The 19254-nt window shown below is 42.1% G+C and carries 13 protein-coding genes; 8 read left to right on the plus strand and 5 right to left on the minus strand.

Going from position 1 to position 19254, the window contains the following annotated elements:
- The first annotated feature begins 685 nt into the window (after window positions 1-685).
- A complete protein-coding gene (locus tag V7K41_RS12840) occupies window positions 686-4408 on the plus strand; it encodes a diguanylate cyclase domain-containing protein (RefSeq protein ID WP_334848641.1) in 3723 nt (1240 codons plus the stop codon).
- Window positions 4409-5222: 814 nt separating this feature from the next.
- A complete protein-coding gene (locus V7K41_RS12845; RefSeq protein ID WP_334848642.1) occupies window positions 5223-5945 on the plus strand; it encodes a carbonic anhydrase in 723 nt (240 codons plus the stop codon).
- 440 nt (window positions 5946-6385) lie between these two features.
- Here the strand turns inward: V7K41_RS12845 and mreD are convergent, their stop codons facing one another.
- The 3 genes from mreD to V7K41_RS12860 all read right to left on the minus strand — a co-directional run bounded on the left by mreD (window position 6386) and on the right by V7K41_RS12860 (window position 8935).
- Window positions 6386-7006: a rod shape-determining protein MreD gene (gene mreD, locus V7K41_RS12850; protein ID WP_334848644.1), complete on the minus strand. Its 621-nt coding sequence runs from the start codon at window positions 7004-7006 to the stop codon at window positions 6386-6388.
- Window positions 7007-7031: 25 nt separating this feature from the next.
- The gene (gene mreC / locus V7K41_RS12855) at window positions 7032-7826 is read right to left on the minus strand and encodes a rod shape-determining protein MreC (protein WP_334848646.1); all 795 of its coding nucleotides are present in this window, start codon (window positions 7824-7826) and stop codon (window positions 7032-7034) included.
- A gap of 101 nt (window positions 7827-7927) precedes the next feature.
- Entirely contained in the window at window positions 7928-8935 is a 1008-nt protein-coding gene (locus V7K41_RS12860) for a rod shape-determining protein (protein WP_334848687.1), read from the minus strand.
- Between the two features lie 374 nt (window positions 8936-9309).
- On the opposite strand from V7K41_RS12860, the gene V7K41_RS12865 reads away from it, so the two are divergent.
- On the plus strand, window positions 9310-9672 hold the full coding sequence (locus V7K41_RS12865) for a single-stranded DNA-binding protein (protein WP_334848648.1): 363 nt from the start codon (window positions 9310-9312) through the stop codon (window positions 9670-9672).
- A gap of 125 nt (window positions 9673-9797) precedes the next feature.
- Here the strand turns inward: V7K41_RS12865 and V7K41_RS12870 are convergent, their stop codons facing one another.
- Entirely contained in the window at window positions 9798-10541 is a 744-nt protein-coding gene (locus V7K41_RS12870) for an SIMPL domain-containing protein (RefSeq protein ID WP_334848650.1), read from the minus strand.
- A gap of 62 nt (window positions 10542-10603) precedes the next feature.
- Here V7K41_RS12870 and V7K41_RS12875 point away from each other — a divergent pair, with 62 nt between their 5' ends.
- The 5 genes from V7K41_RS12875 (at window position 10604) to murI (ending at window position 18290) form a co-directional block, all read left to right on the plus strand.
- Window positions 10604-10792, plus strand: coding sequence for a hypothetical protein (locus tag V7K41_RS12875; protein ID WP_334848652.1), 189 nt, complete (start codon window positions 10604-10606; stop codon window positions 10790-10792).
- A gap of 74 nt (window positions 10793-10866) precedes the next feature.
- On the plus strand, window positions 10867-12345 hold the full coding sequence (locus tag V7K41_RS12880) for a cation:proton antiporter (RefSeq protein ID WP_334848654.1): 1479 nt from the start codon (window positions 10867-10869) through the stop codon (window positions 12343-12345).
- 659 nt (window positions 12346-13004) lie between these two features.
- Complete coding sequence (locus V7K41_RS12885; protein WP_334848655.1) at window positions 13005-14882, plus strand: N-acetylmuramoyl-L-alanine amidase; 1878 nt, start codon at window positions 13005-13007, stop codon at window positions 14880-14882.
- A gap of 510 nt (window positions 14883-15392) precedes the next feature.
- Complete coding sequence (locus tag V7K41_RS12890; RefSeq protein WP_334848657.1) at window positions 15393-17294, plus strand: N-acetylmuramoyl-L-alanine amidase; 1902 nt, start codon at window positions 15393-15395, stop codon at window positions 17292-17294.
- 129 nt (window positions 17295-17423) lie between these two features.
- Window positions 17424-18290 carry a glutamate racemase gene (gene murI, locus V7K41_RS12895; RefSeq protein ID WP_334848659.1) on the plus strand — a complete coding sequence of 289 codons (867 nt, stop codon included), beginning with the start codon at window positions 17424-17426 and terminating at the stop codon, window positions 18288-18290.
- A 114-nt stretch (window positions 18291-18404) separates the two neighbouring features.
- Here the strand turns inward: murI and V7K41_RS12900 are convergent, their stop codons facing one another.
- Window positions 18405-18557, minus strand: a complete 153-nt coding sequence (locus tag V7K41_RS12900) for a hypothetical protein (protein WP_334848689.1) — start codon at window positions 18555-18557, stop codon at window positions 18405-18407.
- Window positions 18558-19254 lie beyond the last annotated feature (697 nt).

Raw genomic sequence — 19254 nt, forward strand, 5'->3', positions numbered from 1 at the left:
CTTTTGGCAATTTGGCATCCAAAGTTTTTCTGTTGCAGTTTTAATTTATATATCAACAGGGTTACAGGGACATTGAGAAAATTCTACAAGGGATCAATTCCCGTCTCAAAATCCTACCCAATGGCCAGTTGTTGACGTTCACGCTCTCCGAACCACCTTAAGGTGGATGCAGCGCCAGCGTCACCGCTACACCACAACTGGCTAGAAATCAAACAGAAAATATATAGTACAAATGCACTGACACAGATTTCAGTCGGGGATGGCAGTCTTTGAGTCTGTAGTTGTCTTAAGTTTATGTCAAGCTAAATTTTGCGGACAGTAGCCCAATCCACAGATATAACTTTATCGGAATACATACTTCAATATTAGTTTTTTATTTTTGTAATATATCTTCCTTGGTTACAGATAAAAGGTTTTTATCTCTAACCAAGGAAGATATATGAAATAAAATGAACATGCTAGAGGAGGTAAATATAATAGTTCAAATGAAAATTGTTATAAATTGCAGTACGAATATTAAGGTTTAACCTTTGAGCAATTGGTTTGATTTTGAAGTTCTTACCAACTATCAAATTTAAGCTTAAATTTAACTTAACGTTTTGGGTAATTTAGAATAGAATAAGATACTGAAACAAATTTTTACACAAATAAATCTAAATACATAGACTACTACTATAATATTACTATGCTGTTCAATCGTCTATCGGGTTCTGAAATTGATTTAAAGCAAATCCTCGATCAAATTAGGATGCTCGCCGATCAAATTCATCAGTCACTTGGAGTGAGTGAAATTCTCAAGATTATTGTCAGCGAAGTTAGAAAAACTTTAGAAAGCGATCGCGCTATTATCTATCGCTTTTTGTCCGATGGAGATGGAGTCATCGCAGAAGAGTCTGTAAGTGATGAATGGAAACTGATTTTAGGACAATTAATTTACGATCCTTGCTTCAATGCGACATGGGTAGAGCGATATCGAGATGGAAGCGTTGGTGTCATTGAAGACATTCATACTACAACCCTTGACCCTTGTTATAAAAAGTTATTAACGGACTTGCAGGTTCGAGCTAATTTAGTAGTACCAATTTTAGTAAACAATCAAGAAATTGATAGAGTTTCTAATATATATCCTCACTTGTGGGGCTTACTAATTGCTCACCAGTGCAGTGGCTCACGTCAATGGAGTTCTTTAGAAATTGAGTATTTCCAACTGATAGCCGCAGAGCTAGGAATCGCTCTTGGGGAAGCAGAACGCCATCAGCGAAGGGCTACATCCTGCCAAAACCTAACGCTGCAACTCAATCAAAACCTAAAAAATTTGACAGTTCAGCCAAAGTTGAAGCTGAGGTCAATCAAAAGAACTCTGTATAAAAATTTTAGAGAATCCATTACAACAAGAACAGCATTGCCAAAGAATATATCAGTTGCAGACTTAATTGCATTTGACCGATTACAAACTCCAGTTTGGATTTATGATATTCAAAATTTGCAGATGTGGTGGGCGAATCAATCCGCTCTGCATATTTGGAATGCTCAAAGTCGAGAAGAATTGCTCAATCGCAACTTCAGTGATATTTCCCAGTCTACTCACATTCGATTGCAAAGCTATTTACAAGAATTTCAGCAAGGGAAAACCATCGCTGAAAACTGGACATTTTACCCAGAAGGAAAACCTATTTCTCTTCACTGTGTCTTTTCTGGAATTCCAATTGAACAAGGGCGGATGGCGATACTGGTTGAAGGAACAACACAACTTATCAATCAGATCGATCGAGAAACACTCAGATCGATTGAAGCCCTACGTCACACCACAGCGATCGTCTCGCTTTACACGATGGATGGTGTACCTTTGATGCAAAACCCGGCAGCTCTTCGCTGTTATCGGGATACCCTGCACCCTAACTCGTCAGTTGAGAATATTTTTCTAAGTCACTTTGTCGATAAGAGTGTTGGACAACGGGCTATGGAAGCGATTAATTTAGGTGAGATGTTCAGCATAGAGGCTCAGGTGTTCACCACTGAGGGAATTCAATGGCATGGGATAGATATACGATGCACCCGCGATCCTGTAACGGATAACTCCATGATCCTCGTTAACGAAAAGAATATTACCAAGCAACAAGCTGCGCTACAAGAACACCAGCGTACAGAGTCAGAATTGCGCTGGCGGGAAGCTTTGCTGCGTTCCATGACTGACACTTCTTTGCTGGGATTCTTTGTTGTTGACAATCACACCGACGAAATCCTTTATTTCAATCACCACTTCTGTAAAATTTGGGGCATCGAACATCTAGAAGACCAAATGCGTTTGGGTGCTTTAAAAAATAATGACATCATTCCTGAGTGTATACCTTCAATTATCGATGTATCAGCATTTGTCGAATCTTATAAACCCTTGCAGTCTGAAGAAAATCGTTGCACGATTGAAGATGAAATTTTATTTGTTGATGGGCGAACGATTCGCCGCTTTTCCAGCCAAATTCGAGATACTCAGGATCGATATTTTGGACGGTTATACATTTTTGAAGACATCACCTCACGCAAACAAATCGAAGCCGCACTCAAAATCAGTGAAGAAAGATGGCAGTATGCTTTGGAAGGAAATGGGGACGGAGTTTGGGACTTGAATGCTGAAACTAACGAAGTCTTTTTCTCCCGACGGTGGAAAGAAATGTTAGGGTTTGCAGAGCATGAAATTGGAAATACCTTGAGTGAATGGGAACAACGGGTGTACGCAGATGATAAAGCGAGGGTTATCGAAGAGATTCTCAAGCATTTGTACGGTGAAACCCAACACTATGTCAGTGAATATCGGATTAAGTGCAAAGATGGAACCTACAAGTGGATTCTAGATCGGGGGCAAATTTCGAGTCGCGCAGCCAATGGTTTTCCCCTACGGATGCTAGGAACCCATACTGATATTACTGAACGCAAGCGTATGGAAGAAGCACTGCGAGAAAGTGAACAACGCTATCGTTCTGTAATTACAGTGATGGCAGAAGGTATTGTCCTACAGCAATCCGATGGGCGAATTACCGCCTGTAATGACAGTGCCGAAAAAATTTTAGGGTTAACAGCCGATCAAATGATGGGGCGAACTTGCATCGCTCCACTATCGCAAGCTATTCATGAAGATGGTACTTCTTTTCCAGAGGAAACTCACCCCGCCGTTGTCACCTTACGCACCGGACAACCCCAATTTCATGTAATTATGGGAGTTCACAAACCTGATAGCAGCTTGATTTGGATTTCAATCAATTCTCAGCCACTGTTTGAATCTGATGAATCAAAACCTTATGCGGTGGTCGCATCATTTACAGATATCACAGTTCGCAAACAGGCACAAATTGCCCTGCAACAGCAAACAGAACGGGAACGCATGGTCTATGCGATCGCTCAACATATCCGCAAGTCTTTGGATTTGGATGAAATTTTGAACACAACTGTTACTGAAGTTCGACGTTTTCTGCAAACCGATCGCGTCATTATCTACCGCTTTAACCCTGATTGGAGTGGTGTGGTTGTCACCGAGTCTGTAGCAGAAGGTTGGCAAGCAATTTTGAATATGGAAATTACAGACAACTATTTTGTCGAAACACAGGGACAGTATTATCAACAAAGTACCCTTAAAGTTACTCCAGACATCTACACCGCCGGATTGGCCCCTTGTCATCTAGAGTTATTGGAAAAGTTGCAAGTCAGAGCCAAGCTAGTTGTACCAATTTTACAAGGCGATCGCCTTTGGGGACTTTTGGTTGCTCATGATTGTAGCACCGCGCGTGAGTGGCAACCTTGGGAGAGCGAACTGCTTCAGCAATTGGCAACACAGGTAGCGATCGCTATTCAACAATCAGAACTTTATCAACAATTGCAGCGTGCTAACCAGCAACTTGAAAATATGGTGATGGTGGATGAATTAACTCAAATCGCCAATCGCCGATGTTTTGATATTAAACTTAATTCTGTCTGGCAATATCTTTTACGAGAACAAGGTTTTGTCTCACTACTTTTATGCGACATTGATTATTTTAAACAATATAACGATACTTATGGTCATGCAACCGGAGATGATTGTTTGCGCTTTATTGCCCAAGCTTTCAAACAAAATGTCAAACGTTCTAGAGATTTAGTTGCTCGTTATGGCGGAGAAGAGTTTGTTGTCATCTTGCCTAATACTGCTAGTGATGGGGCTTCTTACGTTGCCCAAGAAATTCATAAAGCTCTAGAACAGCTAAATATTCCCCATGCGGCATCGGCTGTGAAACATCACGTCACCTTGAGTATTGGAATTGCCACAGTGATTCCAACACCCAATATGGTTCCTTTAGATTTGATTGAGGCAGCAGATCAAGCCCTTTATCAAGCCAAAGCAAACGGACGTAATCGTTCTTGTATAAATAGACTGTCTTAGAGAGTGAGCGATACCTGCGGTTCTTGCCACCCGCCGCTAATCAAGTAATTGTTAATATTTTCTAAAGTTTTTTAACTACTTTCATTTATTTATTAGTTCTTTATTTTCTGTTTATAAATTAAAGCTGTTGGTAGTAAAGCCAAGAGCGAACTACTAGTTTGTGTTTCAGTTTTTTAATAAAACAACAATTCTATGACAAACTGCCCTTGCTTTTTCAACCAAATGCTTTGTCACATTCGTTTACAAGAAACCTATTGGTTTTGCCGCCACTGCTGGCAAGAGATGCCTAACCTGAGTTTAGATAGAAGTACTTTATATTTACAGAATATTTCAAGTGAGTTAATACCAATTTGAAAAAAGAATGCGACAAATAGACTATTTGTAGAGACGCGATGAATCGCGTCTTTACCCAAGGATGTGTTGCAATCATTAATTGAATTGGTATAAGTACACAATCTAAGTCTCGAACCCAGGTAAAACAAACTATTTTACTTGTGTTAGCACTGCAAAGCGTAGCCCATTTTGACTCATAAATTCTGAATTCTACTTTATCTAAAAATTTTCCACAAAAAGGCTTTTAAAAAACTTATGAGTTGATTGATTATTATAATTTAGAAACCGAGCGACAAAGCCGCTTTAACGACTATCTTATATCGCTTGTTCAGCTGCTTTCATCGCTAAGGCAGACTGGATTCTAACAACTCTAAATCACATGAATATTAAATGACTCTTAAACCGTGTCATCAGGTACTCTTGCATCTTACTTAAGTCTGATATCTTCTGGAGAACAGCTTTGTTGTTGTCAGGTAAATTGATGAGTCGAATTAATGGATTTGTCGGGCGACGTAATTTTTTGAAATTCGCTAGTGTTGTAGGTATTGCAGCTACTACTTTTGGTGATAGCTTTTGGAATCCAGAGCAAACTGCTGTTGCTGATATTCACCCAGTTAACCCTAATTCAATCAGTCCGAATGAAGCCATCAGACGCTTGCTTGATGGTAATCAAAGATTTATCCATCAAAAACGTCAGTATCCCGATCAATCACTAGAACACCTACGATTAGTTGCTAAAGCTCAGTATCCCTTTGCCGCCATATTGGGCTGTGCAGATTCTAGAGTACCTGCGGAAATTGTCTTCGATCGAGGACTTGGAGATTTATTTGTCGTGCGAGTTGCTGGTAATGTTGTCAGTGACACGATTATAGGTAGTCTGGAATATTCTACAGCAGTATTGGGTTCGCAGTTGATTATGGTTTTGGGTCATAGAAGATGCGGTGCAGTAGCAGAAGCAATCAAAAACGAACCACTTCCTGGAAGAATTGGTTTGATTATTGAGGGCATCAAACCATCTGTAGAAAGGGTAAAGTTCAAAACGGGTGATAATATGCAAGATGCAGTTATAGCCAACATTCAGTATCAAACTGAAAAATTGCAAGAAAGCTCAACTATTTTAGCTAAATTGCTCCGTGAAAGTAAACTAAAAATTGTTGGTGCTTGTTACGATATTGACACTGGTAAAGTCAACATTATTAGTTGAATATCTCACAATTTTTAAGTGTAAAATTCTTAGTTCGATGTTGATCTATGCTAATGCAAACTCACGAAAATTTAGAAAAAACTTAAAGCTTGTAACAAATAAACCCAGCAGGGACTATATAACAAGGCAGCCTGCCAGGAAGGTACAGTATATTCTAGCCATGTTTGATTGGTTAGCACTTATTTGTAAAAAATAATTGCGTATCCCTAAATACAATAACTAAATGCTTCGGAAAACATAGTTAAGAAAAGTTACTAAATAGGTTAATTTCCAATTAAAATCCAATACCTGGGGTTAAGAGTTATTCACTGTAGTTTGAATCCATATTGCCAGAGGTTGCCCAAATTCCATAATGATTTAGGTTACAGGGTACAGAAGATAATTTTTTTGACTGTCACCTGTAACCTGTAACCCTTCCCTTTCTTAACTTCTAACTCTCTTTACTGTTGCTCCAACAATTTTATCCGCTGCCACCAAAGATTCAACGGATAATAGACTACAGGTGCCCACAGACTACTCAGAATTGCAGAGGCAAGAGCGACCCGTTGGTAATATGTCCAAATATCTGTCACCTTGCGCTCATTACCGAGCAAAGTTAATTGCAACCCAAAGATAGTTTCTGCCAAAACTGCCATAACAAAAACAATTACAGCAATCGAAATAAAATCTTCTTCGATAAAACGCTGTTTTTGGAGCAGACCAGTTAAAACTCCCACTATCCCTAAACTAAGGGCATGAGTTGGATTAGGTGATGTCATTGAATCTTGAAGTAGCCCCAGAACTATACCTGCCAATGCTCCGGCAAACACCGTGCGCTTCACACTCCAAGCTACCACCCAAATTAATAGCCAGTTAGGGCCAATTCCTAACAATTCCATACCTGGAAATCGGGTTGGTAATAATAGTAAACATAACAGTACAGAACTAGCCGTCACTATCCAACCCAACAACTGACGTATACCGGGATGCCAACGAGCAAGCGGCTGGATTCGGAATTTCGATTTTCGCTCTGACGATTTTGGCTTTTTCTGCCTGCTACCACTAAATGCAGGAATCTTCATTTTTCTATGGATTTTTTCAAAGAATTTACTTAGACTTTTGCGGCACTTGATTTGCCGACTCTTGGTTTTCTGGTTTGGGATAAACAGCTACCCAATCGAGAGAACGGATTGGCGGAAAAAGCTCAATTTTCGCTACTGATGCCGGAAGTTTCTTTAAATCCAACGACTTAATTCGTCCTACTGCCAAACCGGAAGGAAATTTCTGACTATAAGTAGATGTGGAAACTAAATCTCCTACTTTGACATTTGGAACTTTTTCATAAAACTCCAATACAGCTTCAGCAGAAGAATCTCCTCGCAAAACGCCTTTAGCTGCTGTGCGGCTAATTGATACACCCACTTGACTCTTGAGGTCACTAATTAACAACACACGGCTAGTATTAGGAGTTACACTCTCCACCAAACCTACTAATCCGCCTTCTGCTTTGACTATGAAGCCTTCCTGAATCCCCATATTTGCACCGCGATTCAGCGTAACTTGTTGCCACCACTGGTCAGCACTACGTCCTACCACCCGTGCTGGAACTGGTCGTGATGCCAGCGGCTCTTTTTCCACATAGCCTAATAAGTCTTGTAACTTTGTCTTTTGACTTTCCAAATCTACTATACGGGTTTGCAATTCCATTATCCGGGCATCTCTAAGACGTTCTTCTGGAGTTGGCCCTGACTGCAACATCTCTAATGGACGGGTAATTGCCTGGTATGTCTCAAGCACTAGTTCACCTTGAGTCTGTCGCAATATCCAAGCACTACCAACTACTAAAGCTAACAACCCAATTTGCAACCCTTTACGATCCCACCAACGCCGTATTGTCACCATATATACCTGTATGTACTTATATAAATTAAGTTCTACTTGGATTCTATTTATATAGAACCCAAATAGAACTCAAATAGAACTCAAGTCTGATATTTTTTTTGTTAGATATTGCGAGAGCTTTCGATGACAACTCGTTCCAACTGTTTAAAGTTTTCTAACACACGACCTGTTCCCAGCACAACACAGCTCAAAGGATCGGCAGCAATGTGGGTAATAATCCCTGTTTCATGACTAATCAGGGTATCTATGCCTTTGAGCAAAGCACCGCCTCCAGCTAACATAATACCTCTGTCAATAATGTCTGCTGCCAGTTCTGGCGGTGTGCGTTCCAGTGTCCGCTTCACAGCTTCTATAATTACTGATAGCGGTTCCAACATACTTTCACGGATTTCTGGCCCTTTGATTGTTACAGTTCGCGGTAGACCAGAAAGCAGGTGTAAGCCTCGGACTTCCATCATGGCGTCATTATCATCATTAGTTGGATAGGCAGAACCCATCCGAATCTTGATTTCCTCGGCAGTACGTTCACCAATGACTAAATTATGAACTTTCTTAATATACTGAACGATCGCATCAGTCAGTTCATCTCCAGCAATGCGTACTGATTCGCTGATTACCGTACCTTGAAGACTCAGCACTGCAACTTCTGTTGTCCCACCACCAATATCGATGATCATGTTGCCAGTTGCTTCAGCAACAGGTAGTCCTGCACCAATAGCCGCAGCTACAGGCTCATCGATTAAATAAACTTTTCTTGCTCCTGCTTGGTGAGCTGCATCCATCACAGCTCGCCTTTCTACTCCTGTGACACCACTGGGAATACCAATCACAATCCGGGGTAAGATTAAAGATTTACCTTCATTTACACGCTGAATAAAGCTTTTGAGCATCAGCTCGGCTATGTCAAAGTCAGCGATTACACCATCCCGCAAAGGACGGAGAGCAATCACATTTCCCGGTGTGCGACCGAGCATTTTTTTGGCTTCTTCTCCTACTGCTAGTGCTACCTTTTCGTTGACATCGATAGCAACTACAGAAGGTTCTTGTAGTACAATACCTTTACCAGATACATAAACTAGGGTGTTTGCAGTACCGAGGTCGATACCCATATCCCATGAAGTGCGAAAGTTCCTAAAAATACCCACGCGTCTGTAAGCCCCCTATGTGCGATACTTCTTGACTACAACGGTAAGAGTTAATCGTGCTTGATTCGATTATGTTTGTATCCTGAGTTGAGTAAACTAGACAATATTTTTATATGATTCCCAGAAATATTTAGTATGTCTCAAGCGCCGTACTTTTTGATATTCTCTGGTTAACTTAGTATATCCGTATACTTTTATGTGTTTACTCCAAATAGTGTGTATAAATTTTCAAGTCAATTATATTGTTAACTGTTTAACACATTATTTTCAAGTCTTTCACAATTCGCTATGATGAAAGTCGGAATTAACGAGTACACTTGTACTGAAAGGTAACACGTATGAGTATCAATGTTGTCACCCTTATTGGTCATGTAGGCGGCGACCCAAATATAACATTTTTTGACTCTGGGAAAGTTGTGTGTAAATTAACACTAGCTGTCAGGCGTAGATCCCGTAACAGCGAGCAACCGGACTGGTTCGAGTTGGAAGTATGGGGAAAGACAGCAGAGTTTGCAAAAAATTATGTGCGTAAAGGTAAGCAAATTGCCGTTAAAGGTTCGTTGAAGTTTGACACATGGAGCGATCGCCAAACAGGAGTCAGCCGCTCTAAACCAATTATTCTAGTAGACCAAATGGACTTATTGGGTTCTAAGCAAGATGGAGACGGGGGAACGGCAGATATGTCTCCAGAACATTTTTAATTGGGTATTGGGCAAAACAGTTCTGATCTCTGAGTTCTGAGTAAAAAAGTGAGATTTCCCACTCAGCACTCATGAGGGCATTGATTATTAGTCCTTTGCCCTGACAAATCACAAAGGACAAATGACTAATAACTAATTTGCAACGTCACCGATGCTTCTACTTGTTGTTCACCACCAATTACAGGGGTGGAAGTATTAGCTGATTTTGCAGCCTCAGCCCGTAAAAACATTGGTGGTGGTGGAGGCGCACTAGCATTATTAACTTGAATGCTGACTATTTCTTTGGATTTAAAACCCAAGGCACTAAAAACGGCATCAGCTTGCTGCCGCGCATCTTGAGTAGCTTCTTTTAATGCTTGTTTTTGAGCAGATGCGATCGCTTCATCATTAGCAACAAAACTAATACCGTTAATTTGTGTTGCACCCGCTTTCACTGCATCATCCAATAATGTACCAGCTTTTTCGGTAGGAATCCTAAAACTTACGGTGTTATTGGCAGCATAGCCTGTAATTCGCTGCACATTATTAGTGTAGCTGTAAACTGGATTAAGCTGGATACCAGTAGTTTGTAATTTTTCGACATTTTGGCTCTTGAGGAACGCAACTACAGCCGATGACCTCCGGGCGACTTCTTGCTGTACCTCCTGGGCTGTTTTCCCCTGAATTTCCACTCCTAAACTGACTTGTGCCAGGGTTGTCGGAATTGTTTCTACTCCGCGACCACTGACACTAAGGGTTCGCCACAATTTATCTTTTTCTTGTGCGAATGCAGGTAGTAGAAAAGTTGCACATAAAAGCATTGCTAAAGGCAGTATTTTCCACAAGTTTCCCGATGGAAACTGAGAACCGGGTAAAGCGGCTCTAGTCATAATATTTGCACTCCTCAAAGTATCCACAGATGTTTTGAATAAACGTATGTAGCAATCTTCTGGTGGTCGTTGAAAGTCAACAGCCACCACAAGTTTTTCACAACTTGAGTGCGATCGCCAGATACGATTTGTATGTTCTTACTTTGACACTGCGATCGTCAAAAGCTGAAATGGTTACATTTTTGGAAACTAAAAAAATTACACTAGTACTGCACAGCGTAAATGAAACGTTTACACTGTATTCATTTTGAATTCGGATTGCATCTCCATAGGATGTTTTTCAGAAACGCGTCAGAATCAAAGAGAAGGATTTTCAGAGAACCTAATGCATTTGTTGGAACCAATCAACTTCTCTTTTCCTCTGCTGGCTACCGCAACACAAGCCGCAGACAGTTCAATGGTAGTCGAAGCAGTGCTACTAAGCTTAGTAGTCATTTATCTCGCCAGCAAAGTTGGTGGAGAGTTATCAAACCAAGTGGGTTTGCCACCTGTCTTAGGCGAACTTGTTGGCGGTGTGGTAGTTGGCATCTCTGTTTTTCACCTTTTAGTGTTTCCAGAAGGCGGCACAGACAGTTCTAACTCTTTGATTATGTCTTTTCTTCAAACTACTGCTGGTTTAACACCTGAAGCAGCTCCAGCAGTGTTTGCAGCCCAGTCCGAGGTCATTTCCGTTTTAGCAGAATTGGGTGTGATCATTCTGCTCTTTGAAATCGGCTTGGAGTCGAACTTAAAAGATTTAATGGCAGTTGGTATCCAAGCCACCGTCGTCGCAGTCGTGGGGGTAGTAGTACCCTTTGCTGCTGGGACTGTGGGACTGATGACTTTTTTCGGGATTGGGGCTGTGCCCGCAATTTTTGCCGGGGCGGCTTTGACTGCTACTAGTATTGGGATTACTTCCAAGGTGCTGTCAGAACTAGGGCGACTCAATTCTAAAGAAGGGCAGATTATTTTGGGTGCTGCTGTAATTGACGATGTACTAGGAATCATCGTTTTAGCGGTAGTTGCCAGTTTAGCTAAAGACGGCGTGGTGGATGTCAGCAAAGTCATTTACTTGATGATCAGCGCCACTGGTTTTATTTTGGGAGCAATCCTACTAGGGAATGTTTTCAATAAGTCCTTTGTAGCGATCGCCGATCAACTCAAAACACGTGGTGGACTAGTAATCCCAGCATTCATTTTCGCCTTTGCTATGGCATACCTAGCTGCCGTCATCCACTTGGAAGCAATTCTGGGAGCTTTTGCAGCTGGTTTAGTTCTAGAAGAAACAGATAAGCGTAAAGAACTGCAAAGGCAAGTCTGTCCCATTGCCGATATGTTAGTGCCAATTTTCTTTGTGACTGTTGGCGCAAAAACCGATTTGGGAGTTTTAAACCCAGCAATTCCCGACAATCGTGAAGGTCTAATTATGGCAACTTTCCTGATTATAGTAGCCATTCTCGGTAAAGTAATCACAGGCTTAAGCGTGTTTGGTCAACCGGAAATCAACCGTTTAGCGATCGGTGTGGGGATGATTCCCAGAGGCGAGGTTGGGTTAGTGTTTGCTGGTGTCGGCGCTGCCAGTGGCGCTCTCTCGAAACCATTAGGGGCAGCAATTATCATGATGGTTATCTTGACAACCTTTTTAGCTCCTCCCTTGTTACGATTTGTATTTCCAGATCCAAAAACCGTGGACGGAAGCTCAGAGCAACTAATCTTAGACGGTTCCTCTGCGACTTCGTTGGTAATTGAACCACCTCAGTCAAGGGTGTCAGCATCAAATGACAGCGGCAATTTGGGAGTAACCCCAGATTCTGGCGATCGTTAATTATTGCGAATGGGGAATGGGGCATTAGGAGTGCTGAGTGCTGAGTGCTGAGTTAGGAGTTAAGAGTTAGGAGTTTTGTTTACCCCCTTGTCCTCTTGTCCCGTTGTCCCCCTATCTCCCTCATCTCCTCTGCTCCCCTGCTCTCTCCTCCCTTGCTCCCAATTGTGCAGTGGAAACTTCTATCCTCAAATCTCCGTCCCATGTGATTGTAGAATAATCATTTGTTTATAATTTCTACCAACATTCAGAATGTTACTTAATTTCTAGTTTCCCTTGGCTTGTGAGCCTTTATCTAAATATTTTTCAGATAATTGGGGAGTAACACCCATAAATTTTGCTAGATCGTTTGACAGTAATGGGAATTATTTACTCAGTGCATCGATGGCAACAAAGAACAAACACTTATCAGTAAACAGCTATCAATTATCAGTTTTCTAGCTTTATTGGGAGTCAGAGTTCTCTACCTCTACAGGTGGAAGGTTTCGCATGGGGATTTAAACTGAATTTGAAACCTGATAACTGATTTAAGTGTGTCTAAATTCCAGCTTAAAAATCAAAAAAGGGATTCAAACGTCAAGTTGAGGTGGTGATGGTGTGATGATTTACCAATGAGTTGAGATATTGACGGCTCCCATGAATGTGAATTAGGAGAAAGGACTGTGAAATTACACTGGTTACTACCCAGCACTATTGGAACTATCTTCATGCTATCGTCGCCAGCAATGGCCGCGAGACTTGAATCTTGGCGCTTTGATGCCAATCAAAACAGGCTGGAAATTAATACTGTGGGAGCAGTTCAACCCCAAGCACAATTAATTTTCAATCCAACTCGGCTGGTAATTGATTTGCCGGGAACTACATTTGGTCGTCCGCAGTTAACCCAACAGGTGGGTGGTGGAATTCGCTCAATCCGTGTTGGACAGTTTGATGCAGATACAACACGCATAGTTGTCGAACTTACTCCTGGTTACACTTTAGACCCTAAACGAGTGCAATTTGTTGGTAGAACTGGCGATCGCTGGACGGTGCAATTACCGAAGCCAGCAGTCGAAAAAGTAGCTTCATCTCCTAGAAGTGCTTACAGTGTAGTTACCCCAGACTCCGAACCTCAACCTAATATTTCAAGGGTTGCCACTACTACACGAGGGGCAACTCAAATCGAAAACTTACAAGTAACAGGCGATGGGTTGTTCATTCGTACCAGTGGTGGTAATCCTCCAGTTCAGGTAATTCGCAGCCGCGATCGCGCTACCATCTTCGTTGATATCTCTGGTGCATCTTTATCACCACGTCTGACGCAGCAGAGGAATATACCCGTTAACAAACATGGTATTAGCCGCGTCGAATTCACCTCATTGCAAACCCAACCTCCTGGTGTCCGCCTAACTTTGCGGGTAGATAAAAATAGCCCAGATTGGCGAGCAACTAATAGTAATGATGGTGGTTTGATAGTTTTACCTAGTCGCATTGTCAGATTGCCTAGAAGTAATAATTCAGACAATCAGTCAGAAGCTGTTTCCTTTCCCAGTAGAGCATCTGCCAATAACTCGCCAGCAACAATTGAGTCTGTGCAACTTGCCGATAATGGCAAACAACTGCTAATTAGAGGCAACCAACCTTTATCTGCTACGGGAACCTGGGATAGATCCTCAGGTATCTTCCGCGTCACAATTAACAATGCCAAGTTAGCTACCAGAGTTACAGGGCCTACTTTTGCTCCCAATAGCCCCATTCTTCGGGTACGTCTGCAACCTCAAACACCCAATACAGTCGTTGTTTTAGTTCAACTAGCAGGCGGAGTGCAACTTGGGCAACCCCAGCAAATCGGCGACCAGCTTTTGGTACCAATACAAGGTTCTCGGCGAGTTGTCTCCCTCCCCGGAAGGCCTCCCTTTGCTTTACCTGGGCTACCACCGCCAAACCGCGGGCCATTCCCAGACCCAAACAATCCAAATCCTCAACCCGTAACACAACCACAGCGCCGAGTTACCAATGGGCGAGTGGTAGTCATTATTGACCCCGGACATGGTGGTAAAGACTCAGGAGCGCTTGGCATTGGGGGGGCGCGCGAAAAAGATGTTATTTTGCCTATTGGTAAAAGGCTGGCACAGATTTTGCAGCAAAATGGCGTACAAGTAATTATGACGCGGGATTCTGACTATTTTGTTACCCTTCCGGGACGGGTACAATTAGCAGAGCGAGCTAATGCTGATGTATTTGTGAGCATCCACGCTAATTCCGCAGGTGCGAGTCGTCCCGATGTTAATGGCTTGGAAGTCTATTATTACGACAGTGGACTGGATCTAGCTCGTATTGTCCGTAGTAGCATTCTTCAAAGTATTAGTACTCTCAAAGACAGGGGAGTGCGGCGAGCCAGATTTTATGTCCTCAGAAAAAGTTCTATGCCCTCCATTCTCGTGGAAACGGGTTATATGACTGGTCGACAGGATATGGCTAGGCTCAGAACTTCAGCTTACCAAAATCAAATGGCAGAAGCGATCGCTCGTGGCGTTCTTCAGTATCTCAAGAGAAGATAAATAATTTAGTCTAAATTTCTAAATTGTTGAGTAAGTACATCTAATCTTTACCATTTTTATCCAATTTAGTAGTAAAACAATTTAAGTATTCTTGCGGCGGAATAGGAGTAGCTTCTTTGTTATTGTCATTTGATACTTTGCAAGTCAACAAATTTTGGATTTTAGACTTTCCTACGGAACGCTATGCGTAACTTGCTTCCCCGGAGGGGTATGGCTACGCTCAGTCGAACGACTTGGGATTTTGGATTTGTATCACCTACAAGAGGTGTTAATGTAGCAGGACGCTAGTCTGGCAGAAAACTAAAATCGGGAATCTAAAATTTAAAATTTACAGTCAAATTTATATAGGCTAATGACATGGCAAAATCAGAGGAGCGTGCTATATTTTACGCCATTAGCTGTGTCTTAAATAACAGCACAAAACTCAAGTGTGCGCGGTGACGGTGTGAGGATTAGCCAATATGTTGAGATGTTGACGGCTCCCATAAATGTGAATCAGGAGAAAAGACTGTGAAATTACGCTGGTTACTATCCAGTACTATTGGAACCATCTTCATGCTATCGTCGCCGGCAATGGCCGCGAGACTTGAATCTTGGCGTTTTGATGCTAATCAAAACAAGCTGGAAATTAATACTCAAGGGGATGTTCAACCCCAAGCACAATTAATTTTTAACCCGACTCGTCTAGTAATTGATTTACCAGGAACCTCATTTGGCCGCCCACAGCTAACCCAACAAGTGGGCGGTGCAATTCGTTCGATCCGTGTTGGGCAGTTTGACGAACAAACAACGCGCATAGTAGTTGAACTGACTCCTGGTTATAGTTTAGATCCCAAACGAGTGCAATTTGTGGGTACAAGTGGCGATCGCTGGACAGTGCAATTACCGACGCCAGAAGCCGACAATGCACCCGCAAGAAACACTGAGGGGCAACCAGAACAAACTATAGCCACTAATACTTCACCCAGAACATCTACACCAACATTTCCCCCAAGGAATATTTACAATGTAGTGACAAGCGGCTCTGTAAATCCACTTAACAACAGCATGCTTGTCGCCAAAGTTACTCAAATTGAGAACTTACAAGTTACTGGTGATGGGTTTTTTATCCGCACCAATGGTGGCAATCCTCAGATTCAGGTAAATCGTAGCAACGATCAAAAAGCAATTAACATCGACATTGCTGGTGCAACTCTATCACCAAGTTTAGAGCAGCGAGATTTGTCGATTAATCGCTATGGTGTTAGCCGTATCCAGTTCACCCAGCTGCAAACCAGCCCATCTGTTGTTCGCCTGACTTTACAAGTAGATGAAAATAGTCCAAATTGGCGAGCAACCACTAGCAGTGCTGGCGGTTTTGTAGTTCTACCCAGTCGTGGGGTTGCCCAGCTGCCTGGAAGTAACAATCCACGTCCCATAGCACCAAGTAATACAACTGCTAGCATTCAGTCTGTACAACTGGCTAATAATGGTACGCAATTGCTGATTCGAGCCGACCAAACTTTATCTGCTACAGGAGGCTGGGATAGAACCTCTGGTCTGTTCCGCATCACTATCAACAATGCTAAGTTAGCTCCCAAAGTCACAGGCCCTACTTTCAATCCTAATAGCCCGATTCTGCGAGTACGCCTGCAACCACAAGAATCCAACACTGTCACCGTCTTAGTTCAACCAGCAGCCGGAGTACAAATTGGGGAACTTAACCAGGTAGGCGACCAGCTTTTAGCTTTAGAATTACGACGCTCTAGTAGCAGCATCACACCGCCCATTACTTTACCTCCACTGCCATTACCAGACCAAGGTCAATTACCAAATCCTATAGATAATCCCCGTCCAATCTCACAGCCACAGCCACGCCCCTCAGTTCCTAAAGGGAAATTGCTAGTAGTTATTGACCCAGGACATGGGGGAAAAGACTCAGGTGCCCCTGGTCTTGGGGGACTTTTGGAAAAGAATGTAATTCTGCCTATTGGAAAAAGGGTAGGAGCAATTTTAGAGCAAAATGGCGTACAAGCGGTGCTAACGCGGGATGCCGACTTTTTCGTAGAACTTCAGGGACGGGTAGATATTGCCAAGCGGGTTAATGCGACTTTGTTTGTTAGCATTCACGCTAATTCCGTTGATAATCGCCCTGATGTCAATGGGTTAGAAGTATATTATTACGATAGTGGTTACAATCTGGCTGAAGTAGTTCGTAAAACCATTCTCCAGGACATCGGTACTATCAAAGACCGGGGAACCCGCAAAGCTAGATTCTATGTTCTGAGGAAAAGCTCTATGCCTTCAATTTTGGTAGAAACAGGTTATATGACTGGTTACGAGGATAATCCCAGATTGGGAACACCAGAATATCAAAATCGGATGGCAGAAGCGATCGCTCGTGGCATCCTAAAATACTTACAGCAGAGGTAATATAGTACAAATTACTAATTAAAGAGGTGGTATTTAAACTTCTTTGACGCGCAGAATTTAGTGGTCAATTTGGAGATAGTCTGCTAAATTCTGTATTTTAAATCCCAAAACCTAAATTTATATCTGCCTGTGTATTCATCTTCCATTTTTGAAGGGAATCTTGACGATTTTTCCAATCGAGAACCCCAACGTGCCCCAATTGGCATCTTTGATAGTGGTGTGGGTGGGCTGACAGTACTGCGACAACTATATCGGCAACTCCCCAATGAATCAATTGTTTACTTTGGGGATACAGCTAGACTTCCTTACGGAATTCGTTCACAAGCAGAAATTTTACGATTTACACGTGAAATTATTACCTGGCTACAACAGCAGCAGGTAAAAATGGTAATTATGGCTTGCAACACCAGTTCAGCCTTAGCCCTAGAAACCGTGCGTCAAGAATTTAGCATACCCATTTTGGGAGTAATCCTACCGGGCGCAAAAGCTGCGGTGCAGCAAGGAAAGCGGATTGGTGTAATTGCCACTCCAGCTACAGCTAAGAGTAATGCTTATAAACACGCCATACTCGAAATTGCTCCTGATGTCCAAGTTTGGCAAGTTGGATGTCCAGAGTTTGTGCCACTGATTGAGCAAAACCGCATTCACGATCCTTACACTGCACAAGTCGCACGAGCCTATCTAGAGCCTTTATTAGAGCAAGAAATTGACACCTTAGTTCACGGCTGTACCCATTATCCCCACCTTACACCAGTACTGCGATCGCTCCTCCCCTCTCAAGTTCAGTTGGTCGATCCAGCTGTTCATGTTGTGGCAGCTTGTGCCCAAGAACTAGACTTACTAGGCTTAAGAAATACTCATCTACCATTACCAACTCGCTTCGCCGTCAGCGGTTGTCCGCAACAGTTTTCCCAGTCAGGAGTGCAGTGGCTAGGCTATACCCCAATGGTTGAAGAGGTTTCCTTCACTGATATTGCTATTTCCCAACTCCAATAAAACTAATTAGTCCTTAGTCCTTAGTCATTTCTCAAAACAAATGACCAAGGACGAAGGACAAATGACAAATGACAAATGACAAATGACAAATGACTATTGACAAATGACAAATGACTATTGACTATTAACTGATATCTCCTGCTTGTGTTTTCCTTCGGTAGATGAAGGGAAACTTGTAGGAATAGTCTTTGCACCCGTTCGCTTCGCCAGTGCTAATAACAGGTAGACTGTGAACAAATATCCAGAGGCTAAAATAAAAATCATCATAGGTATACTTCCGTAAATCATTGTTCTACTAGCACCCTTCTAAACGAATATAAAATTCCATAAAATTAGTAGAACCTCAGCCAAGCAAGTGCATTCTTGATGACTGTAGTTTCCTATGGTAAAACTACCTATAGAGATCAAATACTCTACGGACAAAGAATTTATAATTTAACGCGACTTATAGCAGACCATAGATCCCACAGCAGTTAGCTTGCCGTATAACAATCTAAAACTACGATTTTCAGCGGTCTACTCGATCTGCTTTATTTTTGCTCAAACTGCTGTGAAAAGAGCAATGCTGCGCTCAACGTGCGCTGAGGACGTGTAGCGGCTTCCCATAGGGATATCACACAGCTCCAAACCAGGAGTTTCGCGTATCGTAGGAAAAATTAAAGAATTTATTCCCTTAATGTAACCGACGAATATTTATTTTAGACTTACAACACCAACTCAGTAAAATCAACTAGTAGCTGACTTAACTTTTGGGGTGCGAATATCTTACAAAATTTAAAATTCCTATATTTTAGCGTAACACAACGACCCTGAATTTTGAGCTTATTAAGATGCTAAATTTCAAATTTTTTGAAGAGCTACACCTCAATCTGGAGAAATTAGCCTTATCTCTTGGCGACGAATTTAAATCGCTTCATTTTTGTCAATAAGTAATATTACTTAAATTATCTTTGGAACTGTGGCA

The sequence above is a fragment of the Nostoc sp. genome, assembly GCF_036917415.1.
GTDB lineage: Bacteria > Cyanobacteriota > Cyanobacteriia > Cyanobacteriales > Nostocaceae > Nostoc.

Bases quoted from the DNA above. Each gene is read 5' to 3' on its own strand.
- V7K41_RS12900 (WP_334848689.1), bottom strand. From the start codon at position 18,557: ATGATGATTTTTATTTTAGCCTCTGGATATTTGTTCACAGTCTACCTG.
- mreC (WP_334848646.1), bottom strand. From the start codon at position 7,826: ATGGTGACAATACGGCGTTGGTGGGATCGTAAAGGGTTGCAAATTGGG.
- V7K41_RS12860 (WP_334848687.1), bottom strand. From the start codon at position 8,935: ATGGGTATCGACCTCGGTACTGCAAACACCCTAGTTTATGTATCTGGT.
- V7K41_RS12865 (WP_334848648.1), top strand. From the start codon at position 9,310: ATGAGTATCAATGTTGTCACCCTTATTGGTCATGTAGGCGGCGACCCA.
- V7K41_RS12840 (WP_334848641.1), top strand. From the start codon at position 686: ATGCTGTTCAATCGTCTATCGGGTTCTGAAATTGATTTAAAGCAAATC.
- mreD (WP_334848644.1), bottom strand. From the start codon at position 7,006: ATGAAGATTCCTGCATTTAGTGGTAGCAGGCAGAAAAAGCCAAAATCG.
- V7K41_RS12880 (WP_334848654.1), top strand. From the start codon at position 10,867: ATGCATTTGTTGGAACCAATCAACTTCTCTTTTCCTCTGCTGGCTACC.
- V7K41_RS12845 (WP_334848642.1), top strand. From the start codon at position 5,223: ATGAGTCGAATTAATGGATTTGTCGGGCGACGTAATTTTTTGAAATTC.
- V7K41_RS12870 (WP_334848650.1), bottom strand. From the start codon at position 10,541: ATGACTAGAGCCGCTTTACCCGGTTCTCAGTTTCCATCGGGAAACTTG.